Annotated in this window: 28 protein-coding genes; 27 read left to right on the top strand and 1 reads right to left on the bottom strand. The window is 47.6% G+C overall.

What is annotated here, in order from left to right:
- The first annotated feature begins 1 nt into the window (after position 1).
- The 10 genes from FYJ84_RS09225 (at position 2) to FYJ84_RS09180 (ending at position 10078) form a co-directional block, all read left to right on the top strand.
- Entirely contained in the window at positions 2 to 979 is a 978-nt protein-coding gene (locus FYJ84_RS09225) for a DUF4422 domain-containing protein (protein ID WP_154407315.1), read from the top strand.
- Positions 980 to 995: 16 nt separating this feature from the next.
- The gene (rfbF, locus tag FYJ84_RS09220; RefSeq protein WP_154407314.1) at positions 996 to 1778 is read left to right on the top strand and encodes a glucose-1-phosphate cytidylyltransferase; all 783 of its coding nucleotides are present in this window, start codon (positions 996 to 998) and stop codon (positions 1776 to 1778) included.
- A complete protein-coding gene (rfbG, locus tag FYJ84_RS09215; RefSeq protein WP_154407313.1) occupies positions 1771 to 2826 on the top strand; it encodes a CDP-glucose 4,6-dehydratase in 1056 nt (351 codons plus the stop codon). Before rfbF ends, rfbG begins: the two co-directional genes overlap by 8 nt.
- Positions 2823 to 3752, top strand: coding sequence for an NAD-dependent epimerase/dehydratase family protein (locus FYJ84_RS09210; RefSeq protein WP_154407312.1), 930 nt, complete (start codon positions 2823 to 2825; stop codon positions 3750 to 3752). Before rfbG ends, FYJ84_RS09210 begins: the two co-directional genes overlap by 4 nt.
- Positions 3749 to 4324: a dTDP-4-dehydrorhamnose 3,5-epimerase gene (gene rfbC / locus FYJ84_RS09205; RefSeq protein ID WP_154407311.1), complete on the top strand. Its 576-nt coding sequence runs from the start codon at positions 3749 to 3751 to the stop codon at positions 4322 to 4324. Before FYJ84_RS09210 ends, rfbC begins: the two co-directional genes overlap by 4 nt.
- 1 nt (position 4325) lies before the next feature.
- Entirely contained in the window at positions 4326 to 5489 is a 1164-nt protein-coding gene (gene glf, locus FYJ84_RS09200) for a UDP-galactopyranose mutase (protein WP_205764179.1), read from the top strand.
- Positions 5489 to 7375, top strand: a complete 1887-nt coding sequence (locus FYJ84_RS09195; protein WP_154407309.1) for an aryl-sulfate sulfotransferase — start codon at positions 5489 to 5491, stop codon at positions 7373 to 7375. The genes glf and FYJ84_RS09195 overlap by 1 nt, the downstream gene beginning before the upstream one ends.
- 18 nt (positions 7376 to 7393) lie before the next feature.
- On the top strand, positions 7394 to 7909 hold the full coding sequence (locus FYJ84_RS09190) for a hypothetical protein (RefSeq protein WP_154407308.1): 516 nt from the start codon (positions 7394 to 7396) through the stop codon (positions 7907 to 7909).
- 17 nt (positions 7910 to 7926) lie between these two features.
- Positions 7927 to 9591 (top strand): aryl-sulfate sulfotransferase, encoded by a 1665-nt coding sequence (locus FYJ84_RS09185; protein WP_154407307.1) that lies wholly within the window; start codon positions 7927 to 7929, stop codon positions 9589 to 9591.
- Positions 9592 to 9670: 79 nt separating this feature from the next.
- Positions 9671 to 10078, top strand: coding sequence for a helix-turn-helix domain-containing protein (locus tag FYJ84_RS09180; RefSeq protein WP_154407306.1), 408 nt, complete (start codon positions 9671 to 9673; stop codon positions 10076 to 10078).
- A gap of 69 nt (positions 10079 to 10147) precedes the next feature.
- Here FYJ84_RS09180 and FYJ84_RS09175 read toward each other — a convergent pair whose 3' ends face one another.
- Positions 10148 to 10990 (bottom strand): Rpn family recombination-promoting nuclease/putative transposase, encoded by an 843-nt coding sequence (locus tag FYJ84_RS09175; protein ID WP_154407305.1) that lies wholly within the window; start codon positions 10988 to 10990, stop codon positions 10148 to 10150.
- Positions 10991 to 11343: 353 nt separating this feature from the next.
- Between FYJ84_RS09175 and FYJ84_RS09170 the strand changes: the two genes are divergently transcribed.
- The 17 genes from FYJ84_RS09170 to FYJ84_RS09090 all read left to right on the top strand — a co-directional run bounded on the left by FYJ84_RS09170 (position 11344) and on the right by FYJ84_RS09090 (position 25798).
- The gene (locus tag FYJ84_RS09170; protein ID WP_205764178.1) at positions 11344 to 12042 is read left to right on the top strand and encodes a M48 family metallopeptidase; all 699 of its coding nucleotides are present in this window, start codon (positions 11344 to 11346) and stop codon (positions 12040 to 12042) included.
- 72 nt (positions 12043 to 12114) lie between these two features.
- Entirely contained in the window at positions 12115 to 13215 is a 1101-nt protein-coding gene (gene mltG, locus FYJ84_RS09165; RefSeq protein ID WP_235901412.1) for an endolytic transglycosylase MltG, read from the top strand.
- 73 nt (positions 13216 to 13288) lie between these two features.
- A complete protein-coding gene (locus FYJ84_RS09160) occupies positions 13289 to 13981 on the top strand; it encodes an O-methyltransferase (RefSeq protein ID WP_328596365.1) in 693 nt (230 codons plus the stop codon).
- A complete protein-coding gene (locus FYJ84_RS09155; protein ID WP_154407303.1) occupies positions 13982 to 15199 on the top strand; it encodes a peptidase U32 family protein in 1218 nt (405 codons plus the stop codon). It abuts the gene before it with no gap.
- A 24-nt stretch (positions 15200 to 15223) separates the two neighbouring features.
- Complete coding sequence (gene aroQ / locus FYJ84_RS09150) at positions 15224 to 15670, top strand: type II 3-dehydroquinate dehydratase (protein WP_154407302.1); 447 nt, start codon at positions 15224 to 15226, stop codon at positions 15668 to 15670.
- 62 nt (positions 15671 to 15732) lie between these two features.
- Positions 15733 to 16809 carry a M24 family metallopeptidase gene (locus tag FYJ84_RS09145; protein WP_154407301.1) on the top strand — a complete coding sequence of 359 codons (1077 nt, stop codon included), beginning with the start codon at positions 15733 to 15735 and terminating at the stop codon, positions 16807 to 16809.
- A 52-nt stretch (positions 16810 to 16861) separates the two neighbouring features.
- Complete coding sequence (gene efp / locus FYJ84_RS09140; protein ID WP_154407300.1) at positions 16862 to 17419, top strand: elongation factor P; 558 nt, start codon at positions 16862 to 16864, stop codon at positions 17417 to 17419.
- Positions 17420 to 17672: 253 nt separating this feature from the next.
- The gene (locus tag FYJ84_RS09135) at positions 17673 to 18068 is read left to right on the top strand and encodes an Asp23/Gls24 family envelope stress response protein (protein WP_154407299.1); all 396 of its coding nucleotides are present in this window, start codon (positions 17673 to 17675) and stop codon (positions 18066 to 18068) included.
- 21 nt (positions 18069 to 18089) lie between these two features.
- Positions 18090 to 18662, top strand: coding sequence for an alkaline shock response membrane anchor protein AmaP (gene amaP / locus FYJ84_RS09130; RefSeq protein WP_154407298.1), 573 nt, complete (start codon positions 18090 to 18092; stop codon positions 18660 to 18662).
- 97 nt (positions 18663 to 18759) lie between these two features.
- Positions 18760 to 19014, top strand: a complete 255-nt coding sequence (locus FYJ84_RS09125; RefSeq protein WP_235901413.1) for a DUF2273 domain-containing protein — start codon at positions 18760 to 18762, stop codon at positions 19012 to 19014.
- Positions 19015 to 19118: 104 nt separating this feature from the next.
- Positions 19119 to 19553, top strand: coding sequence for a transcription antitermination factor NusB (gene nusB, locus FYJ84_RS09120; RefSeq protein ID WP_154407297.1), 435 nt, complete (start codon positions 19119 to 19121; stop codon positions 19551 to 19553).
- Between the two features lie 54 nt (positions 19554 to 19607).
- Positions 19608 to 20810 carry an exodeoxyribonuclease VII large subunit gene (gene xseA, locus FYJ84_RS09115; protein WP_154407296.1) on the top strand — a complete coding sequence of 401 codons (1203 nt, stop codon included), beginning with the start codon at positions 19608 to 19610 and terminating at the stop codon, positions 20808 to 20810.
- 2 nt (positions 20811 to 20812) lie between these two features.
- Positions 20813 to 21055 (top strand): exodeoxyribonuclease VII small subunit, encoded by a 243-nt coding sequence (gene xseB / locus FYJ84_RS09110; RefSeq protein WP_154407295.1) that lies wholly within the window; start codon positions 20813 to 20815, stop codon positions 21053 to 21055.
- Between the two features lie 108 nt (positions 21056 to 21163).
- Complete coding sequence (locus FYJ84_RS09105) at positions 21164 to 22042, top strand: polyprenyl synthetase family protein (RefSeq protein ID WP_154407294.1); 879 nt, start codon at positions 21164 to 21166, stop codon at positions 22040 to 22042.
- Between the two features lie 14 nt (positions 22043 to 22056).
- A complete protein-coding gene (gene dxs / locus FYJ84_RS09100; protein WP_328596364.1) occupies positions 22057 to 23943 on the top strand; it encodes a 1-deoxy-D-xylulose-5-phosphate synthase in 1887 nt (628 codons plus the stop codon).
- A gap of 74 nt (positions 23944 to 24017) precedes the next feature.
- Positions 24018 to 24827, top strand: coding sequence for a TlyA family RNA methyltransferase (locus tag FYJ84_RS09095; protein ID WP_154407293.1), 810 nt, complete (start codon positions 24018 to 24020; stop codon positions 24825 to 24827).
- Between the two features lie 116 nt (positions 24828 to 24943).
- Positions 24944 to 25798, top strand: a complete 855-nt coding sequence (locus FYJ84_RS09090; RefSeq protein WP_328596363.1) for an NAD(+)/NADH kinase — start codon at positions 24944 to 24946, stop codon at positions 25796 to 25798.
- Positions 25799 to 25802 lie beyond the last annotated feature (4 nt).

Raw genomic sequence — 25802 nt, 5'->3', positions numbered from 1 at the left:
TATGCCTAATATAAAAATTTTTGTTTCTAACCGTATAGATATTAATAGTGTGCAGGTTATCAATCCAATATACATGCCTATTGCCTGTGGTGCAGTTTTTTCTGAAATAGAACTTGCAATGCAGGGAGATAATACAGGAGAGAATATTTCGGAACTACGAAATATGTTGGGCGAGTTTACCGTGCAGTATTGGGCATGGAAGAATATGGATTTGGATTATTATGGTCTGTGTCATTATCGTAGATATTTAGTATTTAGTAATAAGTATTTCAGAAAAGCTAAGTATCAGCAAATGTGTCAGGAAGCGTTCCTGGAAACAGGAACCATGCAAAAATATGGCTTAGATAATGAAAAATATATCAGAGATTTAATCTCTGAATATGACATTGTGGTCAATGAAGCTGTTGATGTCAATCACTTATGGACGCCCCAAGGTATAAAAGAAACAGTGTATGAGCATTGGGCGGCACATGATGGGATTTTTATCAATAAGCAGATCTTGCCAGTATTGTTGGAGACGATAAAAAGCAAATTTCCTCAATATTATGCCGATGCGTGTGAATATATGAATGGAAACATGCATAGAGGATATAACTGCTATGTGATGAAAAGGGAGCTTTTTTACAAATTGAACCAATTTCAATTTACTGTCCTTTTTACATTGAAGAAGATGCTGGAAAATAGCAATTTGCTGGAAGATATGGAAAGGACACTAGGATATTGTGGTGAGATTATGTATGGAATTTATATTTACCATTTGAAAAAAACAGGTAAATATAAAATTAAAGAGCTGCAATTGGTCTATTTTGAACACACTGTTCTGCCAGATAATAAAAGCTCCTATTGGCTAAGAAAAGCGTTGTTTAGGCTAAAAGAGTATACGGAAGGAATATGTTATGTATTATTTCCTAAAGGTTCTGCCAGGCGCACATTTGCAAAAAATATTTATTCCAGGGTAATTAGCAATAAAAAGAGATAAGGGAGAGGTTCATCAAATGAAAGTTGTATTATTAGCAGGAGGATTTGGAACTCGTATTAGTGAGGAGTCACAATTTAAGCCGAAACCTATGATTTCAATAGGCGGAATGCCTATCTTGTGGCATATCATGAAAGAATATGCCGCATTTGGCTATGATGATTTTATTGTGTGTGCAGGTTATAAGCAGGAATACATAAAAGAATATTTTTCCAATTATTATTTGCATAACAGCAATATCACATTTGATTTTAAGCATGAGAATAAGGTTACTGTACACGAGAATGCTTCGGAGCCTTGGAATGTTACTATTGTTGATACAGGGCTTAATACAATGACAGGCGGCCGTGTTAAAAGGATTGCCCCGTATGTTGGAAATGAAACTTTTATGCTCACTTATGGTGATGGTGTCTGTGATGTTCCGATTGACAAGCTGGTTGAATTTCATAGAAGTCATGGCAGGATTTGCACTATGACGGCAGTTAAGCCGGAAGGAAGGTTTGGAATCCTGGATATTGATGGCTCAGAAATAAAATCATTCCGTGAAAAGAGCAAAAATGATGTCGGGTATATTAATGGCGGTTATATGGTGCTGGAACCGGAGATTTTTGATTATATTTCTGATGATAGTACGACTTTTGAGCGGGAACCATTGGAGCGTATTGCTAAGGAAGGGCAGCTGATGGCATTTAAGCACAATGGCTTTTGGCAGTGCATGGATACTCTCAGAGATAGGGAGAAATTAGAAAAATTGTGGGCAACTGGCAATGCTCCGTGGAAGGTGTGGGAAAACGATGTTTGATTTGAGTTTTTACAATGGAAAGAAAGTCTTTTTAACAGGGCACACCGGGTTCAAGGGAAGCTGGTTGTCAAGAATTTTGATAAAGTCAGGTGCTATCCTCACAGGATATAGTATGGAACCGCCGACAGAGCCGTCATTATTTAAATTGGCTGACATTGGAAATGAAATGACCAGCATTGTTGGAGATATTCGTGATTTTGCTCAATTGAAGCAGTCTTTTGATGAGGCTGCCCCTGAAATAGTCCTGCATCTGGCAGCCCAGCCTTTAGTCAGGGATAGTTATGAACATCCTGTATACACTTATGAAACCAATGTAATGGGGACAGTGAATATACTGGAGTGTGTACGTCAGAGCAGTACTGTGAAGTCATTTTTGAATGTAACCACTGATAAGGTTTATCAGAATAATGAGTGGGAATGGGGTTATAGGGAAAATGAGCCGTTGGATGGTTTTGATCCGTATTCAAATTCCAAAAGCTGTTCAGAGCTGGTGACACACAGTTATAAAAACAGTTTTTTTGCTGGTAGGGATGTGGCGATTTCTACTGCCAGGGCTGGCAATGTGATTGGTGGAGGTGATTTTGCGGCCAATCGCATTATACCTGACTGCATTCGTGCTGCAGAGTCAGGAAGGGACATTATTGTTAGAAATCCTGCCTCAACAAGACCGTATCAGCATGTATTGGAGCCGTTATTTGCCTATTTGATGATTGCAGCACGGCAGTATGATGATATTTCGTTGTCAGGCTGGTACAATGTCGGCCCGGACGAATGTGACTGCCTGACTACTGGTGAGCTAGTGGATATTTTTTGTCAGAAGTGGGGAGGCATAAAATGGATAAACCAAAGTGACAATGGCCCTCATGAGGCAAATTTCCTGAAATTGGATTGTTCTAAAATCAAAAAGGTCTTTGGCTGGCAGGCACGATGGCATATAGATGAAGCAATATGTAAGACTGTTGAATGGTCGAAAGCTTACTTAAATAAGCAGGATATCAGGGCAGAGATGGATAGGCAGATTGCTGTATTTGTGGGGGATGTGAGATGAAAAGGGCAATAGTAACTGGCGCAAATGGCTTTATTGGCAGCAATGTTATTAAATATCTGGTTAGTCAAAATGTTGAGGTTTTGGCGTTATGCCATGCAGGGCATGACAGCAATATCCCAAAGTCACCGTTAATAAAAAAATACAATCTGGAATTGGCAGATATTTCTGGTATCAGGCAGGAAATTCCAGAAGGTGAGTATGATGTATTTTTCCATTTTGCGTGGCAGGGATGCTCGGGGTCTGCCAGGGCAGATACTAAGCTGCAGCTGCAAAATGCCCAGTGGACGGTAGAGGCACTGGAAACTGCCCATGCTCTTGGCTGCAAGAGGTTTGTATGTGCTGGAAGCATCATGGAGCATGAAACTATGGCAGCGGCATATACCCAGGGAAATATGCCGGGGTTAGGTTACATTTATGGCGGAGGCAAGCTGATTGCCCATGTAATGTGCATGTCGGTAGCGGCAAAGCTAGGAATAGAATTGGTATGGCCTTCCATTACCAATGCTTATGGTGCAGGAGAATTGAGCCCTAGAATGGTAAATACGACCATTAGGAAATGCATAAACGGAGAGAGCCCTCAGTTTACTGCCGGAACACAGAATTATGATTTTGTGTATATTGATGATGTGGCGCGTGCTTTTTACATGATTGCGGAAAATGGCAAGCCTTTTCACGAATACCTGATAGGAAGTTCTACGGCAAGGCCATTGAAGGAGTTTTTGTTAGAAATGAAAGGGGCAATTGCTGAAAACCTGGATTTTGTATTCGGTGATGTTCCGTTTACAGGTATTAATTTGCCAATAGAGAGCTTTTCCTGCAAGGAAACGGAGATGGATACTGGATTTAAAGCTGAGATTAGTTTCGCTGATGGATGTAGAAAAACAAGGGATTGGCTTGTGAGCGTAATGGAGGCAGAAGGAAAATGATACAGAAATTTGAGTTTAAGGAAACGAAAATAGCTGGCTTGATGGAGATTACTCCTTTTAATGCGGATGATGTGCGGGGCAGTTTTACAAAGGATTATTCCAAAGAAGTTTTTGAGCAGAATGGTATCAGTCATGATTTGCAGGAGGTTTTTTATACTACTTCCCATAAGGGGGTAATTCGTGCCCTGCACTTTCAGAGGGAAAAGCAGCAGCCGAAATTGGTGCGGTGTATTACAGGGCATGTTTTTGATGTAGTGGTTGATATGAGAAAGGATAGTCCTACTTTCAAGGAATGGGTAGGCTTTGATTTGATTGGGGACAGGCAGAAGGAGATACTGGTTCCTGCTGGCTGTGCACATGGTTATCTGGTGTTAGAGCCATCTGTTGTGTCATACAAATGTGCAGAAAAGTTCTATGGTGAATACGATGATGGTATTTTGTGGAATGATGAGGAGATTGGCGTGGAATGGCCATTGGATAAGATTGGCGGGGCAGACAAGGTGATTTTAGCAGACAAGGATAAAAATTTGCTGAGTTTTCGGGATTTTGTAGAAAAATATGGAGCATTTTAACATGGAATATCTTGTTGTTGGCTGTGGCTTATCAGGGGCGGTTATTGCCAGGCATTTAGCTGAACGCGGTAATAAGGTAATGATTTGGGAACGCAGAAACCATATTGCTGGGAATATGTATGATTATCATGATGAATATGGGATTTTGGTTCACAAATATGGCCCTCATACGTTTCATACCAGGAAAAAAGCCCTTTATGATTTTATGTGTCAATGGGGTGAGTGGGAATCATATAATCTGGAATGTATGGCATATTTTATGGGGAAGTTTACGCCTACGCCATTTAATTTTCAGACTATAGATGATTTTTATGCTCCAGCAGAAGCAGAAATGCTTAAGGCAAGGATAAAAGCGTACTTTGGTGCTAGAAGTGAAGCTACAGTTCTGGAAGTATTGGAATGTCCTGACGAAGTTATTCGCAAATATGGTGAGTTTTTGTTTGCGCATGATTACAGCCTTTATACAGCCAAACAGTGGGGAATCCCGGTGGACAAGGTGGATGCGAGTATTTTTGAGAGGGTTCCGTTGAGGTTTTCTTATGAAACTGGATATTTCAAAAATGAGTATCAAATGATGCCCAAAGAATCCTTTACAGGTATTTTTGAAAATATTTTGGCACATAAAAATATTGAGGTAAAGCTTGGCATTGAAGCTTTGGAGCATTTGTCAGTAGATAAGGAAAACAATGTTATTTTGCTTGATGGAATCAAGTGCCCATATACAGTTATTTATACAGGAGCCCTGGATGAACTTTTTGGAGCAGATTTAGGGGCACTTCCGTATAGGTCGTTAAGGTTTGAGTGGCATCATGAGGATATCGAAAGCAAGCAGCCTGCGGCTTTGGTAGCTTACCCGGAAGCAGAAGGGTATACGAGAATAGTTGAGTTTAGTAAATTGCCAGTGCAGAAAGGAAAAGGTACAACATACGAGATAGAGTATCCGCTTCAATATCAGCAGGGAGAGACGCAAGAGCCTTATTATCCGTTGCTTACGGAGAGCAGCAAGGCTTTGGCAGCATCCTATAAAGCAAGGGCAGATAAGATTGCAAATTTTTATTATTGTGGCAGATTGGCAGATTTTAAGTATTATAACATGGATCAGGCACTTGAGAGGGCTTTGGATATTTGTACAAAGTTAGATTTATATAGTAGGAGTTGTGTGTAATGCTTAGTGATTTTAGAACTAGAATTAAATATTTCAAGCAAGAAAAAATAAGGCGAATAGTGACGTCCTTATTTAAAGTGTTAGTCGTTACATGCATAGGTACATATGTAATAGCTTTTGCTATGAAGGATAATGCTAATAATGAATGGGTTAAGCAGGTTTGCAGAGAATATGTATATGGTCCGAAAAATGTTGTAGCATTGGTGGTTAATAAGTTTGTGCCAGGAACAATGGAGGTCAATTCTGTATTAGTACCTACACCGCAAAATGTTGCAGAGATGACCGCAGAAGAAAAATCTATCAGAGGGTTGTTTGATAGATATAAGAAGCAAGCTGCTATTGATGAGCAATTAAAAAAAGAATATGAGGCTGGTGGATACACTTTGGATGAGCCTTTTCTAGTGGTAAACCCTTATGGGAATTCTCCTTTGACAGCTTTGATAATGTTTGATACTGAGGAAGATATGCTGGCAAGTATAAGAGTTATTGGTAAATCGCAAGAGGAAGATGTTAGTTTTGATTTTGAAAAACAAGGATATTGCAAAAAACATGTAATTCCAGTATACGGTCTTTATGCAGAGTATGAAAATACTGTTATTATTTCCCTGTCTACTAGGGGGGGACAAAAATATAGCAGAGAAGTTAAGATACGTACTGATTCCTTGCCAGAAGATTACAAAAAAATAAATCTTATTACATACCATGGGAAAAAGTCTGAAGACATTGCTTCTGGTTTTAATTTTTCTCATTGTTCTCTTGACAGCAGGGGCATGAAATTTGCTTTTGATAAATATGGAAATATTAGATGGTTATTTACTGATGACAGCTTATTTGTAGGAAACAATTATATGAAGGGGCAATGTGTATACCGAACTTTTGGGGGATTTGCATTTGGTGATGCAATAATTGTAAAAGAGTCATATCTAGGGAAAATTGAGCAATTATTTTATTTGCCAAATGGAATGCACCATGATTTGTTTTATACGAATGATAACACTTTGCTGGCAACAACAGGATATGGAGAATCTTGGATGGATTCTTTATTAGAAATTGATGTAAATAATGGAAATGTTATCAATAATGTTTACTATGGTGATTTGTTACCACGTAGCAGGCAAATTGGGCTTTTACATGGTGATATACGTGATTGGGCACATGTGAATGCTGTAGTGGAACATCAAGGGGATTATATATCGTCTAGCAATTTTCAGTCAGCAGTATTTAAGCACAGTAAGGATAATCATTTAAGATGGATTTTATCTGATCCTCAGGATTATCCTATGTATTGGCAGCAATACATGTTGCATCCAATTGGTGACAATTTTGAATATCCATATAATCAGCATGCTGTGGAAGTTTTGCCTGATTATGATAATAATCCAGATACTGTAGATATTTTGTTATTTGATAACGGCAGTAGCAGAAACGATATGAATCAGTGGCTACAGAATGAGATTAAGTTAAACAAAGTTGTTGAACCTCCTTTGTATTCCCGGTTAGTTCATTATCGAATAAATGAAAAGAATATGACTGTAGAACAAATTTGGCAGTATGGTAAAGAAAGACCGGAATTGTTTTCTTGTACTCGTGGTGATGCAGACCTTTTAGTTAATGGAGATATTTTGGGGGTATTTAATCATGAACGTGGTTCAATGGATAAAATAAAAGAACCATATTATTATTTGGATACTGTGTACTGTGAGGTGAATCGGGCAGGAGATATTGTTTGGGAATGTTATGCTACAAATAAAGCAACTTCAAATAGGTATTTAGATTATCGTCTTTCACGCAACGATATTTATAACAAAGAGAATGATTATTTGGATTTGTTTGTTGAAACTAAAAATTTTGTGCCAGATGAAATTCTAAGAAAATATGGTTATTGAGTAAGGAGCGGTTTTGGTATGTTTTCAAAAAATATAAGATTATTCTTTGGCAAAATGGTGAATTTGTGTCTTTTGTGCGGATTATTTTTTATTGCAGGCTGTGGTTCTGATGTAAAGAATGAGCAGCTTAGCTGGACACTCAATGTGCAGGAATGTCAGATAAAGGACAAGCTGGAAGCTGTAGATGATGTGCGCCAGTATGATGGCAGTATAGCAAAGGTGCCTCATAACAATGCCCCAGCTGCTGGGAATGTGTTTTTGCTGGTGAAGCTGGAGGCAAAGAAGAATATAGCAGGCAATCATCCGCTACAGTGGCAGGAGGTTACTTTGCAGGATGGCAAAGGGAACAGCTATAACCGGGTGCAGGATGTATTTTTGACCGACTATAAGTATGACAGGCTGTCTGCTACGGATTTGAAGCTGGACAGCAATGGCTGGGTATGCTTTGAAATTCCGGCAGAGTCGGCAAAGGATGAGATGAAGCTGGTTTATGAAGATGGGGATAAGAAAAATTTCATGACGGTTAAGCCATAAGGGAAGGAGAATTATCTATGTATATGAATGGCAGGAATTTAAGAAATTTGAAGAAAGCAGTAGCTGTAATCGGTATTGGTGCAATGGGGCTGGGAGTTTTTGGCTGTGGCAGTGAAAAGCAGGAAGCAGTTGAAATCCCTAATCTTACCAGTGCTGTATTGAATGATTCTACTGTTACAGCAGATAGCCATTTTGCTAACCAGGCGCAGGTGGTTAAGTCCCTGGAGGAAGAACTGGCAAAGAAGCCAAAGCTGGATAACCCTTTTGTGGCGCTGGATCCATTTCATATTGCCCCTCTTAGTGCGGTGGCTGTATTTGTGACGGATGAGCCGAGCCAGATTACTGTCAGGGTTGAAGGCAAGGATGAATTTACTGCTATTGAGCATACCTTTGCCGGCTTTGGCAAGCAGCATATGGTGCCTATCTATGGCTTGTATGCAGATACTGCCAATAAAGTTACTGTTACTGCTGTAACTCAGTCTGGCAACAGTACAGTAAAAGATCTGGAAATTAAGACGGATGTGCTTCCGGAGGATATTTCAAAATCCGAGGTAAAAGTAAAGCAGGCTGATAAGATGGCAGTGGGGCTGACCTTTGTGGATTGTCCGCATGTAAATGGCAATTATATGCTGGCGGTTGATGCCAATGGTGATATTCGCTGGTATCTCAGTGAGAAAAAATACAATGGAAGTGTGATGCTGACACATCTGAAAAATGGCAATATGCTGATTAGCAACGGTGAGCCAATTCCTAATACATACAATAACCTTCCTACGGTATTTGAGATTTCACCTTTGGGCAAGGTAGTTGCAGCATATAATGTTTATGGGATTCATCATGATATTCGTGAGATGGAAAATGGCAATCTGCTTTTTGCTGCCTCAAAGGAAGGCAGGGATTCTCAGAATGATTATATTGTCGAGGTGGACAGAAAGACCGGCAAAGCTGTTAAGGAGTGGGATTTGAAGGAAATATTGCCTATGACAGCATATGAGGCAAAGAAACCGTATATAGGCGGAACTTCAAACTGGTTCCACAATAATGCTATCTGGTACAACGAAGCCAAGAAGGAATTTGTTGTGTCCGGGCGGCATCAGAATGCAGTGCTGAAGTTTGATGCTGATACGAAACAGATTAAGTGGATTTTATCAAAAACTATCGGGGATAGCAATGAAAATTTGCGGAAGTATATGCTGAAGCCTGTGGGAGATGATTTTGAATATCCTACTGCCCAGCATGCTGCTATGGAGATGCCAGATGGCAGGATAATGCTGTTTGATAACACGAACTTTGATATAGTGGATGCTTCTGGCAATTTGTTGCAGGACAGGCTCTACTCAAGGGCAGTTATTTATGAAATTGATGAAAAGAATATGACTGTGCGCCAGGTATGGGAATACGGCAAGGAACGAGGCAGGGATTTGTACAGTTCCTTTATCAGCGATGTTGATTATCTGGGGCAGGAGCATTATCTGCTGGACTTTGGTGGAAAATATATAGCGGATGATGGCAGTGTTTATGACCACATGTATACTAAGAAGGATATAAAGAATAAGTCCAAGCGTCAGTCCACCATTATTGAGCTTTTGAATGGTGAGGTTGTATGGGAACTGGATTTACTGGGCAATTCAAATTCCAATACCTATAAGGCTGAGCGCAAGGATATTTATCAGGGGATATAAGTCCGCCTGGTAAAAAGTATATCCGAGGAACATGTGGCAAGGTGAATTATGATTTGGTATTTTCAGGCAGGTGAGAAGCATGGCACGGTTCAGGGATTTGCGTGTAAAAAGCGGCTATTCCCAGGAAGAATTTAGAAAACTGTATAATGAAAAATACAATAGAAACTATACATCGGCTGCGATTTCCATGATTGAGCATGGGAAGCGGATGCCTGAACTGGGTGCATTGATGGATTTTGCAGACTTTTATGGTGTCAGCCTTGATTATCTCTTGGGCAGGACAGGTGAGCTTGATAATGGGCAGATTTCTTCCCAGCTGAACTGCATAGTGGAAAATCTGGACAATCATCAGGAATCTGTGAATAATGCCATAGAGAACAGGGCTGAGCTAAAGGAAAATCTTCGGATGCTGAAATGCCTGCTGGAGCAATCTGCCGTGCTTGCCAGGCGCATGGAAAAGGAAGATAATTCGTGGTATAGGTTTTGATATTAGGTACCTGCCAGTAAGGTGCAATATGTAATGCACTTTGCTGGCAGGTATTTTTTATTGCATAGATTATTGCCTTATAGCTTCAAGTTCATCTTTTGAATATTTTCCTGTAGCTTTTATGTCATCGAATGAGAGTATGCCGCTAGCAATGAAGTCCCTGGCAGACTGAATACGGCCTTTGATTTCGCCATCCTCAAAACCATCCTCAAAGCCATCCTCATATCCTTCCTGCCTGAATTCCCGCATTTTCATTTCGTAAGTCATGTATTTTCTCCTTTCTATCTCAATAGTTTTTTCGGTGTTGATTGCAGAGTCAATGTCCATGACCAGCTCGCCTTCGGCGGCTTTGCCGTTCATGTAGTTTATCAGGGGTATTAACGCCCGAGGTGTATCATCGGTGATATTGCCGGTACTGGAAATAATAATTTTTGTTGCCTCGTCAGGAAAGAGTAAGTCCTTGTCCTGCTGGCAATAGGTGCGGAAGATGTAGAAGCAGCGTTTTCCGCCCATGAAATCAAATGGGCAGAGAAAGATAATAAAGGTTTTGGGCAGTTGGTCGTAGCTCTCGCCCGGCTTGAGGTCATCAATATCAATGGTGGACTGGTAGTATCGCATGCGCTTGGCCAGCAGCAAATCGGTATATGGACGTACCTGCATCTCTACGTTATAAACAGTACCTTGGTCATCAGCCACATAAATATCAAGCCTGATGCCGTGGCTGTCATATTTTGGCTCTATGGTCTGCTCCGCTTCGATGAAAACAATTTTCAGTATTTTTATTTGCAGGATAGCTTCCAGGAGCCGCTGGCAAAGCTTGGGATGCTTTCTGAGTACCAGCTTAAACATGTAATCGTCAGTAAAAGTGAGTTCTTCCCAGGGCTTTAAAATGTTTCTGAATTTGGCTGTCATTGTGTCCGTCCTCCTCTAAATTATACCAAATTTCATTCTAGCAGGATAGTGTGCATACCGTAATAAGAATGCATTATCCTACGAAAAAATGTTTGTAAGTTAATTATAATACAAAGGTGCTATGATTACAATATAAAACTACAAATATCACGAAAATGCTTTTTGTAAAAAATATATTCAGAAGAATTTTGTTTGTAGTGTGAGGATTTGATACCCACTGTTAATAATACACTTTGCTGGCAGATATTTTTAGAACTATTGATTTTTTAGTGTGCATATGATAGAATACATGTAATAAAAATTTGCTCCTTTATATCTTTGAGCAACTTTATGGCCTGGCTGGGATGGTGAAGATGATAGCGAAGAAGGAATATATATTTGAAGGGGTGCCTGTGCAGGTGGTGCGCAGGCCGCGGATGAAGAATATACGGGTGAAGGTGGTGCCGCCTTATGGCGATGTGGAGCTGAGCTGCGCCCCGGGGGTGCGGAATTATGAATGGGAGGCGGTGCTTCGTGAAGCATGGCAGGGAATCATGGCGGCACGGGAAAGATTCTTGCAGGGCTGCGGAGAAAGGATTGCTGCTGATGGTGGCAGATGCTTTTTGTGGGGAAAAGCCTATGAGCTAAATGTGGTCTTTACGGAGCATGCTCATTTTGCCAGGCTGGTAGATGGGCATATTGTGCTGGCCGTGCCGCCGGGCAGCGGCAGGGAGCAGATGGAGGACTGCCTGTATGAGCTGTACCGCCGGGAGCTGGAACGGGCCGTGACGGAAATTTTTCCGAAGTGTGAGCAAATCACGGGCCTTTCTGCAAAGGAGGTGCGCCTCAAGCGCATGAAAACACGCTGGGGCTCCTGCAATATAAAGGAGAAGCGGGTATGGCTCAGCCTGAATCTTGCCAAGAAGCCGCCGGAGTGCCTGGCATACGTCATTATTCATGAAATGGTTCATTTGCTGGAAAAGAATCATACCCCGAAGTTTCATGCCCTGGTGGCAGGTTTTTATCCGGAGTGGCAGCAGGCAGAGGCATGGCTGAGAGGTGAATGCAGATAATCATGGAAAATACTTCACAAAGCTTTCTAAATGGTGGTACAATAAGAGAAGTTAAAATTTGTGGGGTGGATTATGGATTTTAGTGAGTTAAAGGACAAGCTGGCAAGCAGGATAGAGTCATTGTTTTTTTATCGCAGTGCCGAGGGGGAGGAAGCAAAGAAAAAGGCGAAGCGCAATCTGCTGGTTGCCTCTGCAGTCGGTGCCTGTGCCGTGGCGGCAGTCAGCACGGTGCTGCTGGCCATGAGCTGCGCTTACTCGGATGTGACGGAGGTTTCCGGGGAGGACAGGGTTTATGTGCGCATCAAGCCTGGCATGGGCTCATCACAGATTGGCGAGCTCTTGGAAAAGGAAGGTGTTATTGACTCTCAGGCAAAGTTCTGGCTGGCGGTGAAGCTGAATAATGCGGACAGCAAATTTCAGGCAGGTGTTTTTGAGCTGCAGCCTGGCATGCGGCCGGGGGATGCCCTCAATGTGCTGATTCACGGACGGTCTTCTGCCGTGCGCGTGACGGTGCCGGAGGGGTTGAATGTACGCCAGGTGGCGAAGCTGTTTGCCCAGCAGGGGCTGGTGGATGAAAAGGAGTTTCTGTCGGAGGCGAAGGATTTTGCCCCTTATGATTATATAGAGGCGGTGCCGGAGGCAGACTACCGCATAGAGGGATTTTTGTTTCCTGATACTTATGATTTTGCCAATGATGCTACGCCCCGGGATATTATGCAGAAAATGGCGGATGAGTTTGACAGGAAGCTGACCCCGGAGATGCGGCAGCAGGCGGCAGACTGCAATCTTTCCATCTATGAGCTGGTCAATCTTGCTTCCCTGGTGGAAAAGGAAGCTCGTTATCCTGAGGACAGGCCGGTGATTGCCCAGGTTTTCTTCAAGCGGCTGGACATCAACATGCCATTGCAGACGGATACCACCTTGCAGTACCTGCGTGACGAGGTCAAGGAGGATTTGTCCATCGAGGATACGCTGGTGGAATCCCCGTATAATACATATCTGCATTACGGCTTGCCGCCGGGGCCTATTGCCAGTCCGGGGCTGGCTTCCATTGAGGCGGTGCTGCATCCTGCTGATACGGATTATCTGTATTTTGTGGCGGATCGTGATGGGCATAACCACTACGGCTATAACTATGATGAGCACCTGGACCTGGTCAATCAGGTAAGATAAAAAACTGAAATAAGGCTGGCATAAAAAGGCAAGCTGGTCAGATAGTGGCTGGATATAGACAAGCGAGGATAGAGTGAAAAGCGACGTTAAAGACGATAAAGAATATGAATCAGATAAGAAATATAAGGCAGATAAGGTAAATAAAGACGATAAGTACGATAAGTACGATAAGGATTTGGCCGTTCTGCTGGCGGAGATGAAGGAATACGGCGAGGCAAACCATGTGCCCATTATCAATGCAAAGGGGCTGCATGTGCTGACGGAAACTGTGGCGCAGAAAAGGCCCCGCCGGGTGCTGGAAATAGGCACGGCCATCGGCTATTCAACCCTGTATATTGCGGCCAATGGGGCTGATGACGTGGAGATTGTGACGCTGGAGCTGAGTGATGAGCGGGCGGATGAGGCGGAAGGCTTTATCAAAAGGAGCAGATTTGCCGGGCAGATAACTATCGTCCGGGGAGATGCCGGGGAAAATATCCTGAGGCAGTCCGGCCGGTTTGACTTGGTGTTCATTGATGCGGCCAAGGGGCAGTACCCGGATTATTTCCGCAAGGTGTATCCTCTTTTGGCGGAGGATGGGGTTGTGATTGCCGACAATGTGCTGTTTCGCGGCTATGTGCGTGGCAGTGAGCCGGTGCCGAGGCGTTTCCGCACTATCGTAAAGAGGCTGCGGGAGTACATCGGCATGGTAACGGAAAATGATGAATTCAGGACGGAAATCCACGAAGATGGCGATGGATTGGCAGTAAGTTGGAGGTATAGATAGATGAAGAAACCTGAGCTTTTGGCTCCGGCTGGCAATATGGAAAAACTCAAGATGGCTCTTTTGTACGGTGCTGATGCCGTTTATCTGGGAGGCAAGGCCTTCGGGCTGCGTGCTTTCGGGGGAAATTTTTCACGGGAGGAGCTGGGGGAGGCAGTTGCTTTTGCCCACAATCTTGGCAAGAAGGTATATGTGACGGTGAATATCTTTCCTCATAACAGCGATATAGAAGCCCTGCCTGATTACCTGGGCTATCTGAACAGCATCCGGGTGGATGGCCTCCTGGTGGCGGATCTGGGGGTATTTACCCTGGCGAAGCAGTTTGCACCGGATGTGGAGCTGCACATCAGCACCCAGGCCAACAACACCAACTGGGCGGCAGTAAATGCCTGGGCGGATATGGGGGCTGACCGGGTGGTGCTGGCCCGTGAGATGTCCCTGAAGGAAGTAAAGGAAATCCGCAGCAAATGCTCTGTGGAGCTGGAGATGTTCGTCCATGGGGCCATGTGCATTTCTTATTCCGGCCGCTGCCTGATGAGCAACTATCTGACCGGCCGGGATGCCAACCGGGGCAGCTGCGCCCAGCCTTGCCGCTGGAATTATGCCCTTATGGAGGAAAAGAGGCCGGGGCAGTATTTCCCTGTGCTGGAGGATGAGCGGGGGACATATATTTTCAACTCCAAGGACATGTGCCTGCTGCCTTATCTGCCGGATGTGATTGAGAGCGGCGTGGACAGCCTGAAGATAGAGGGGCGCATGAAAAGCGTCCACTATGCGGCCAGCGTGGTGAAGGCATATCGGGAGGCAATCGACAGCTACTTTGAAAACCCTGAGGGCTTTGCCGTAAAGAAAGAATGGCTGGAGGAGCTGGACAAGGTGTCACATCGTGCTTATACTACCGGCTTTTATTATGGCCGCCCGACGGAAAAGGATCAGATTTACGGCACTTCCAGCTATATCCAGACCTCGGATTTTGTGGGGCTGGTGCTGGAATATGATGAAAAGACAGGCTTTGCCACTGTGGAGCAGCGGAACAACATGAAAATAGGGCAGGAGATAGAGGTTTTCCAGCCGAAGCTGGCCGGGTTCCGCCAGGTATTGTCCGAGATGTACAATGATGAGGGGGAGCCTATTGAGGTGGCGCCTCATCCGCAGCAGATTGTGAAAATCAGGATGGCGCAGCCGGTGGAGCCTTATGCCATTCTGCGCCGGGATATATGATATTTTGGGGGAGGAGAGAAGGATATGAGCAAGATTCTTGTTATGCACGGGCCGAACCTCAACATGCTGGGTACCCGTGAGCCGGAGATTTATGGCAGCACGACATTGGCGGATATTAACGCCATGCTGGAGGCCCAGGCGGCAGAGGCCGGGGTGGAGACGGAGTTTTTCCAGTCCAACCATGAGGGGGCACTGATTGACAAAATCCAGCAGGCACCATTGAATGGCACGGATTTCATCATTCTCAATGCCGGTGCCTTTACTCACTACAGCATTGCCCTGCGGGATGCTATCGCTTCCGTGGCGGTGCCTGTGATAGAGGTGCATATTTCCAATGTGCACACAAGGGAGGAGTTCCGCCACAAGTCGGTGATTGCGCCGGTGGCCATGGGGCAGATTCTGGGCTTTGGCACTGACAGCTATGCCGCTGCCATGTATACAGCCATCAGAAAGCTCAAGGCAAGGGCATAAATAACGGCAAAGGATAAAATTAGTGTTATTTAGTGTTATAGTGTACAAAGAGGCGTATTTTCATGTACAAGGATAGATTGATAGGTTTGAGGGAGTACCTGCGTGAGCAGGAGCTGGATGGCGTGGTGGTCAGCAAGCTGGAAAACCTGCATTATTTCAGCGGCTTTACCGGTGATGATTCCATGCTGGTAATCGGCATGAATACGGCACAGCTGGTGACGGATTTTCGTTATGTGGAGCAGGCGGCCAGGGAAGCCCCGGATTTTAAGGTGAAGAAGCAGGAAAAGGGGCTTCTTAAGCGCGTGGCTGAAGTCATCAACGAAGATGGCTTGTCACGGGTGGGCTTCGAGGGAGGCAGCCTCTGCTATGACTGGCACAGGAAGATTGCCGGGCAGCTTCATGATGTGGATTTCACTCATTCTGTCAGCCTGGACAGCCTGCGGCAGGTCAAGTCACAGGAGGAGCTGGCCTGCATCCGCCGTGCCATGGAGATTGGCGACGAGGCATTTGAATATATCCTGACCTATATCCGCCCGGGGATTTCGGAGCTGGATGTGGCAGCTGCCCTGGAAAACTGTATGCGGCAGAAGGGTTCCCAGCGCCCGTCCTTTGATACAATCGTTGCTTCGGGAAAAAGAGGCAGCCTTCCTCATGGAACTGCAACAGAAAAGTTGATAAATGTCGGAGAATTTGTTACAATGGACTACGGTGCTGTGTATAAGGGGTATCATTCAGATATGACACGCACTGTTTGCATGGGCAGGGCTGACGAAAAGCAGCGCCATGTGTACAGCACCGTGCTGAAGGCTCAGGAGCTGGGGGTAAGCCTGGTTCAGCCGGGAGCATCCGGCAAGGAGGTGGACAGGCTGGTAAGGCAGCAGATTGCCGAGGCAGGCTATGGCAGGTATTTTGGCCACGGCCTGGGGCACAGCGTCGGCCTGGAAATCCACGAGGAACCGCGCCTTTCACCGTCCAGCACCTGTGAGGCACTGGCTGAGAACATGCTGGTGACTGTGGAGCCCGGCATCTATATTCCTGACTGGGGCGGTGTCCGCATCGAGGATACCGTAGTGGTGAAGGAAGGCGGCTGCGAGATTTTGACTCACAGCCCGAAGGAATTGATTGAGCTGGGCGTATGAGCTGCGTGGCACAATAATTTATTTGCAATTTATTTTTTGGAGGTTTTATTTTATGATTACAAGTACCGATTTCCGCACTGGCCTGACTATTGAGATTGACAACGGCGTATGGCAGGTTGTCGAGTTCCAGCATGTAAAGCCGGGCAAGGGTGCAGCTTTCGTTCGTACCAAGATTAAGAACGTCGAGACCGGCGCTGTTGTTGAGCGTACCTTCAACCCGAATGAGAAGATGCCTGCTGCCCGTCTTGATACTGCCCGTATGGCTTATCTCTACGAGGCTGACGGCATGTACACCTTCATGGACAATGAGACTTATGAGCAGATGGAGCTGAACAAGGAGCAGCTGGGTGACGCCCTGAACTATCTGAAGGAAAACATGGAAGTTGCTATCCAGTCCTTCAAGGGCCGCGTAATCGGCATTACCCTGCCAAACTCCGTTGACCTGGCTGTTACCGAGTGTGAGCCAAGCGTAAAGGGCAACACCGCTACTGGTGCTACCAAGATGGCTACCCTGGAGACCGGCTATGCAGTCCGTGTGCCTCTGTTCATCAACGAGGGCGATGTGCTGAGGATTGATACCCGTACCGGCAACTACATCGAGCGTGCATAAGCAGCAAAATATTTTGTTCTGCACTGAACCTTGAGAAATTAATACTACATGAAAGTGAAAGGGATTCGCTGCTTTTTTGTGGTAGAATCCCTTTTTTGCACATTATTTTAGTAGATTTTGCAGGGATTTTTCAGTGTGATGTAGAATAATTTAAATTAAGGTGTATTTTTATTCAAAAAGGCTTGAATAAAGCTTATATGTTTGGTAAAATATACATAGTAAATCCTGTTTTTGTTGCGAGGAGGTTTTTTCTATGGCAAACGATACTATTAAATTGGATGAGGGCATTGGCTCTGTCCGTATTGCTGACGAGGTGGTAAGTATCATTGCAGGCATGGCTGCTACGGAGGTAGAGGGCATTGCCGGCATGAGCGGCGGACTGGTTGGCGGCATTGCGGAGATTCTCGGCAAGAAGAATCTTGCCAAGGGAGTAAAGGTTGAGGTAGGAGAGACCGAGGCTGCTGTTGATCTGTACATCATCGTGAAGTTCGGCGTGCGCATCCCGGATGTGGCACTGACCGTGCAGGAGAAGGTCAAGAACGCTATTGAGTCCATGACCGGCCTTTCCGTGGTGGAGGTAAATGTCCATGTCCAGGGGGTCGGCTTCCCTGAGACGGAGGCTCGTGAAGAAGAAGTTCGTGTGCGTTAAGAACAGAAAAGGTGTTGAATAATGGGAATATTAAATCGTAGCCTGTTATTTGTGTACACACTGTTCTTCGGGGTTCTGTGTGCAGGCATTGTGGCTCTTTGCCTGCACATCGTTCCTGAGCGTGTGGTGCTCAATGAGTACGACTACCTGGCCAATCAATGGCAGACGGGGGCGGTGGCAGGCGTATTCCTGCTGGTTAGCGTTCATCTGCTTTTGTGCAGCCTTTCCGGCAGCAGGAGCAAGGAGATAAATGCCAAGGAGCTGCTGGTGGTGCAGGGCGCTACGGGGCAGGTGAATGTTTCCCTGGCTGCTATACGTGATATGGCTGAGAGGCTCTCTGCCAGCGTGCATGGCGTGCGCATGGCGAAGGCAAAGGCCCTGGTGGAGCGGCGCAAGGACGAGGGTGATTTCCTGAAGCTGGATATACGCCTCGAGATAGGCCAGGAAAGAGGCATTGCAGCCATTTCCGATGATGTCCGTACTCAGGTGGGCAGGTATGTGACTCAGGCGGCAGGCATAGACAACGTGGAGCTGGCTGTTTCCGTGCAGGGCATTGCCAGCGGCGTAGCGGTCAAGAAGCGCCGCATCAGGTAACAGCCCTGAGGAAAGCACTGGCGGCAATGAGGTATATCGGCAACGAGGTATATTAGTTTAGAAACGCCGTATCGGGTAACAGGCGGTGAGTTTGAAGATGGATTTTGATATGAAGGAAAGTGCGGCACTGTTTTTGCAGCGGCTGTGGCAGGAGCATCCCGGTAAGTGCGCAGGTGGCCTGGCAGGTGTTTTGCTGGGCATATGCATACTGGTTTTTGGCTTCTGGAATATGCTTTTTATTCTGTTTTTGGGTACTGTCGGCCTTTTTGTGGGCATGAATGTGGACAGGGAAGGCGATACCTGGCAGAACATCAAGGATTGCATACCTAAGGATATTCACAGATTGCGCTGAATGGCAGGCTGATGCCGGATTGTTGGATATGAGATAAAGTTGAATATTAAGATAGAGTTGAATGTAAGATAGAGTTAAGAGTGTAGAAAGAGGATTTTGCAGATATGAGTAGAAGACAGGCTCGTGAGCTGGCACTGCAGGCTTTGTTCCAGCTGGATTTTAATCAGTGCCAGGAGGCGGAGAAGGAAAAGCAGCAGGAAGCAAGGCTGGCTGTGATAGATGCGGCGGCTGCTGAGATGGAGGGGCACCTGGGCTCCCGTGACAGGCAGTTCGTGGAGGAGCTGGTGAATGGCACCATGGACAGCCTGCCGGAGATTGACGGGCTGATTTCCTCTGCCTCCAAGGAATGGAAGCTTTCACGCATGGCAGGTGTGGACAGAAATATCACCCGTATGGCAGTTTTTGAGCTGAAGTTCAGGGAAGAAAAGGTTACGCCGAATATTATTATTAATGAAGCGGTGGAGCTTGCCAAGAAGTTTGGCACGGATGATTCCAGCCGTTTTGTCAACGGCATTTTGGGTGCTGTGCTGCGTAAGTAAGAGCCGGGCTGCCTGTTTCTGGTGCAGCCCATTTTGTGTGCAAGGGGAGAGGTTATGGCAGGGACTGTGACAGTCAGCGAGCTGACAAGATATCTGGCAAACTTAATAGGCGGTGATCATGCCCTGCGGAATGTGGCAGTGACGGGTGAGATTTCCAATTTCAAGCGGTATAGCTCCGGCCATTGCTATTTCAACCTGAAGGACAAGGGGGGGATTATTCCCTGTGTCATGTTCCGGGGCAATGCTGCCAGGATGAGGTTCCAGCCGCAGGACGGCATGCAGGTGATTGCCGCAGGCAGCGTGAATGTCTATGCCGAGGGCGGCAAGTACCAGCTGTATGTCAGCAGCATGGTGCCTGACGGCATAGGCGATCTGGCGGCGGCCTTTGAGCAGCTGAAGGCACGGCTTGCCGGGGAAGGTCTCTTTGATGAGGCTCACAAGCAGCCGCTGCCATTGTACCCGAAGCGGATTGGCATAGTGACCTCGCCTACAGGGGCGGTGCTGCGTGATATCTTCCGGGTATCCAAGCTGCGGTTTCCCGGCATCCAGCTGGTGCTGAGGCCCGTGCAGGTGCAGGGGGCAGGCTCGGCGGAGCAGATTGCGGCGGCTGTGGATTTTTTTAACGAGAAATATCCGGTGGATGTGCTGATTGTGGGCAGGGGCGGCGGCTCCATGGAGGATTTGTGGTCCTTTAACGAGGAAATCGTGGTACGTGCTATCTATCGCTCCCGGATTCCCGTGATTTCTGCCGTGGGGCACGAGACGGATTTTACTCTGGCTGATTTTGTGGCGGACAGGCGGGCGGCTACCCCTTCCCAGGCGGCGGAGTTCGCTGTGCGGGATGCCGGTGAGCTGGCCAGGTACCTTGCAGGGCTTGAGCGCCGCATGACCATCAGCGCAAGGAATTTTTTTGACAGCCGCTACAGGCGCATTGAGGACCTGATGGGGCGGCAGGTGTTCAGGCAGCCGAAGCTGATGCTGGCACAGCGGCAGCAGGGAGCGGATATGCTCCGGGAGAGACTGATAGCTGCTGCAGCCAGTGAAATCAAAAACCGCAGGCAGCGCATCTCTCATCTGATAGACAAGCTGGAGCTGGTGAATCCGGCAGGAGTGCTGCGCCGGGGCTACGGCCTGGTGCAGCGGCAGGATGGCACTGTGGTGTCAAGCATAGGGAAAGTAAGCGTAGATGATGTGGTGAAGATAAGGGTGGCAGACGGATCATTGGAGGCATGTGTCACCCAAATTGAGGAGGTATGATTATGCCACGGAAGAAAGCAGCCTCGTTTGAGGAAAATTTGCAGGAGCTGGAGAAGATAGTCAGCCGCCTGGAAGGCGGTGAGGCTCCTTTGGAGGAAATCATGGCTGATTATACCAGGGGCATGGAATTGTCAGGCAAATGCCTGGAAGCCCTCAAGAAAGCAGAGGAACAGATGGATATACTGCTGGCGGAAAATGGGGACGGCAGTGTAACGGAGCAGGAGCTTATAATCGACAATAAGTAATGGCTGATAAGCATAACAAATGACGGCTAATAAGTAATAGTTAACAAGTAATGGAATAGATATAGATAACAGATAATTTCTGTTTAATGATATTTAGGGGGAAAGGCAATGGACAAGACACAGTGGAACGAGAGAATAAAGCTGATAGAGGCAGCTTTGCTAAAGGAGCTGGGGGCGGAAACGGCTTTGGTTCCTCGTCTGGCGGAGTCTATGGAGTACAGCCTGATGGCTGGCGGCAAGAGGCTGCGGCCAATCCTGGTGATGGCAGCCGCGGATGCAGTGGGCGCAAGGGGAACGGATTTTGTGCAGGCTGCCTGCGGCATAGAGATGATCCATACCTATTCCCTGATTCATGACGATTTGCCTGCCATGGACAATGACGACTACCGCAGGGGCAAGCTGACCAATCACAAGGTCTTTGGCGAGGCCCTTGCCATTCTGGCAGGTGATGCCCTGCTGACCCAGGCTTTTGAGGTCATTCTCAGGCAGCAGGGGGTGCCTGCCCAGGTGCTTCTGGAAGTGCTGAGGGAGATGAGCATAGCTGCCGGGCCTAACGGCATGGTAGGCGGCCAGGTTATTGACATGCTGTCCGAGGGAAAGCGGATTTCCATGGAGGAGCTGCGCAAAATGCACATGGGCAAGACCGGGGCGCTGTTCCGTGCCGCCATTCGCAGCGGTGCTATCCTGGGAGGGGCTTCCGAGGCGCAGCTGGCAGCCCTTACCACCTATGCTGACTGCTTCGGGCTGGCTTTCCAGATTACGGATGATATTCTGGATGTGGTGGGGGATGAGGCAGTTATCGGCAAGCCTGTAGGCAGCGATGAGCGCAACGAGAAATCCACTTATGTTACCCTGACCTCATTGGATGAGGCGAAGAAGCTGGCAGCGGATACTGTGCAGCAGGCCCTGGAAGCACTGGAAATCTTTGGCGATGAGGCAAAATTCCTCCGTGACCTGGTGAAGATGCTCTTGGAGCGGAATAAGTAAAAGGGGAGATTGGCGTGGAACAGATTTTAGATAGTATAAAACACCCGGCTGATGTACAGAAGCTGTCTATTTCCCATTTGCAGTCCCTGGCGGCGGAGCTGCGCCGCATGATTATTGATACCTGTGCCAAAAATGGCGGCCATCTGGCACCCAGCCTGGGGACAGTTGACCTGACCTTGGCACTTTATAGCGTATTCAACCCGGAGCGGGATAAATTTGTCTGGGATGTGGGGCATCAGGCGTATGCCCACAAGATTCTGACAGGGCGCAGGGAGAATTTTGCCACACTTCGTACCTTGAACGGGATTACAGGGTTTCCCAAGCGGTCGGAGTCACGGTTTGATGCCTTTGGCACAGGCCATGCCAGCACTTCCATTTCGGCGGCTCTTGGCATGACCATAGTCCGTGACCTGGAAGGCAAGGACTATAACGTGGTGGCAATTATCGGCGATGGGGCACTGACCGGCGGCGAGGCCTACGAAGGGCTGAATTATGCCGGTGACCTGGGCAAGAGGCTGATAGTTATCCTCAACGATAACGAGATGTCCATTGACAGGAATGTGGGCGCTATGTCCGAGTACCTGTCCCGCATCAAGCTGGCGCCTCAGTATGCCAGGGCAAAGAAGGATATTGAGGGCTTCATCAGGAATATTCCTCATATCGGGGATACGGTGCTGAAGACTGCAGAGTACCTGAAGGATGGCGTCAAGGCTGCCATCACGCCGGGTGGGCTCTTTGAGGAAATGGGCTTTAGCTACATAGGGCCTATTGACGGGCACAACATAGAGGCCATGCAGTCAGTTTTCCGCCAGATTGCCAATATTGAGGGGCCGGTGCTGGTACATGTGCGCACCAAAAAGGGCAGGGGCTACATGCCTGCCGAGGATGAGCCGGACAAATTCCATGGCATCAGCAAGTTCAACAAGGCTACAGGGGAGCCAATCAAGAATCCGGCGGCTCCGCCTTCCTATACGGAGATTTTCAGCCGTACCATGCTGGAGCTGGGCTATGACAATCACAGCATGGTAGCGGTTACGGCTGCCATGCCGTCAGGCACCGGGCTGAAGGCTTTCGCCCGCCAGTTCCCGGAGCGTTTCTTTGATGTGGGCATCGCCGAGGAGCATGCAGTGACCATGGCGGCAGGCATGGCGGCTGCCGGGGCGCACCCGGTGGTGGCACTCTACTCTACCTTTGCCCAGCGGGCCTATGACCAGATTGTGCATGATGTGTGCCTGCAGAAGCTGCCTGTTACCCTTTGCCTGGACAGGGCAGGGCTGGTAGGGGCGGACGGGCCGACTCATCACGGCGTATTTGACTATTCCTACCTGCGCCACATTCCTGGTATGGTAGTGATGGCGCCGAAGGATGAGAACGAGCTTAGGGATATGCTCTACACTGCTGTGAAGTATAATGGCCCTGCGGCGGTGCGCTATCCGCGCGGCTCTGCTACCGGTGCGGCATTGTCTGATGGCTTCAGGCAGCTGGAAATCGGCAAGGCGGAGCTTTTGTCCGGTGACGGCAGGGGCGTGGTGCTCCTGGCTGTGGGCAGCATGGTCAAGCAGGCGGTGGAAGCGGCACGGCTTCTGAACATGGCGAATATCAAGGCTACGGTAGTGAATATGCGCTTTGTCAAGCCGCTGGATGCTGATATGCTGGGCTGGCTTCTGGAGAGACAGCCGGAGCTTATGGTTACGCTGGAGGAAAATGCCCTGGCAGGGGGATTTGGCTCCGCTGTGCTGGAATTTATGGCAGATGCAGGGAAAAAGTGCAGGGTGCTGCGCTTTGGCATTGAGGATAAATTTATTGAGCATGGCTCCTGTCCTCAGCTTCTGGAAAAATGCGGCCTGATGCCGCAGCAGATAGCGGACAGGATAATTGATAACATCGGCAGCGGCAGGTAATGGCAGCTGATGATATCAATAAAACCTTGTGAGTAGTAAACAATGGCAATTGATGATATTGGTGGTATGATGTAATGGCAAAGGAAAGACTGGATTCCCTGCTGGTAAAGCGCAATCTGGTGCAGAGCAGGGAACGGGCGAAGACGACTATCATGGCAGGCCTGGTGCTGGTGGATGGCCAGAAGGTGGACAAGGCAGGCACCATGGTCAAGCCGGAGGCGGAGATCAGGGTGCTGGGCAATACCCTGCCCTATGTGAGCAGGGGCGGCCTGAAGCTGGAAAAGGCCATCAGGGAGTTCGGCGTTTCCCTGCAGGGCAAGGTGGCGGCTGATATCGGTGCCTCTACCGGCGGCTTTACGGACTGCATGCTGCAAAATGGCGCGGTGAAGGTGTTTGCCATTGATGTGGGCTACGGGCAGCTGGCATGGAGCCTGCGCACCGATGAGCGTGTTGTCAACATGGAGCGCACCAATGTGAGGAATGTAACGCCTGAGCAGCTGGGGCAGCCCGTGGACCTGGCATCTATTGATGTGGCTTTTATTTCCCTGGAAAAGGTGCTGCCTGCTGTCAGGGAGATGCTGCAGCCGGAGGGGGAGATTGTAGCCCTTATCAAACCCCAGTTCGAGGCAGGCCGGGAAAAGGTTGGCAAGAAGGGGGTCGTAAGGGAGCCTTCTGTGCATGAGGAAGTGATTTTCCGTGTGCTGGCACTGGCACGGCAGATGGAGCTTACCCCCAAGGCCTTGACCTATTCCCCGGTGAAGGGGCCGGAGGGCAACATCGAGTATCTGGTCTGGCTGGCCAAGGGGGCTTCTGCCACGGATGGCGTTCCTGATGAGCTGGTGGTATCCGTGGTCAGCCAGGCCCATGGGGCACTGGATAAGTGATGGCAGTACATTAATGGCAGTACATTATTTGTAGTCATTATTTGTAGTCATTATTTTGGGGTGTGAAATGTATTTTATGCAATGTATTTTATGGGATGTGCCCTTTGAGGTGTGCAATGATGAAGACAATAGCAATTTTTCCAAATATAGATAAGCCTGAGTCAGCCGGGGTGCTAAAGCGCATTGTGGATTTTTTCGCAGACAAGGAGGTACGGCTGATGATGCCGGAGGCTACCGCCAGGCTCTGCGGATACCCGGAACTGGGAGTACAGGGGATTGGGAAACAGAATGTGGACATAGGGCTCAGCATTGGCGGTGATGGCACCCTGCTGGGGGTGTGCAGGCAGCTCTACGCCAAGAATATTCCCTGCTGCGGCATCAATATCGGCAATGTGGGCTTTCTGGCAGATATTGAGGTGCCGGAGCTGGAAAGTCGCCTGGGCAAGCTTTTGAACAATCAGTATTATATTGAGGAGCGGACGGTTATTTCCAGCTCCCATTACAGCCGCGGCCAGAAGCGTTTTCTGGGGCATGCCCTCAATGACGTGGTTATCTGCAAGGGGGGCGTGGCCAGGATGCTGCATCTGGGCCTGAGCGTTGCCGGATGCCGCCTGACGGACTACAAGGCGGACGGGGTAATCATCTCCACGGCTACCGGCTCCACGGCATACTCCTTGTCGGCAGGAGGGCCGATTATCAATCCGGCGGTGAAGTCACTGCTGATAGCGCCTATCTGCCCTCATACGCTGGAGGTGCGGCCAATGGTGATTCCGGATGAGGATAAGGTGCGCATTCACATAGCGGCGGTGCATCAGGATATTCAGATAACCCTGGACGGGCAGGAAAGCTATCCGCTGCTGCCGGGTGATGAGGTTACGATACGCAAGGCGAAAGATCCTGCCAAGATTATCAAGTTTGAGGACAGGAATTATTATTATACATTAAAAAACAAGCTTTGGCGCAATTTATAGAGGG

This window comes from Anaerovibrio slackiae (genome assembly GCF_009695585.1).
In the GTDB taxonomy this organism is placed as follows: Bacteria; Bacillota; Negativicutes; order Selenomonadales; family Selenomonadaceae; genus Anaerovibrio; species Anaerovibrio slackiae.
The sequence above is the reverse complement of the archived record's forward strand: the minus strand, read 5'-3'. Positions and strand labels throughout refer to the sequence as shown.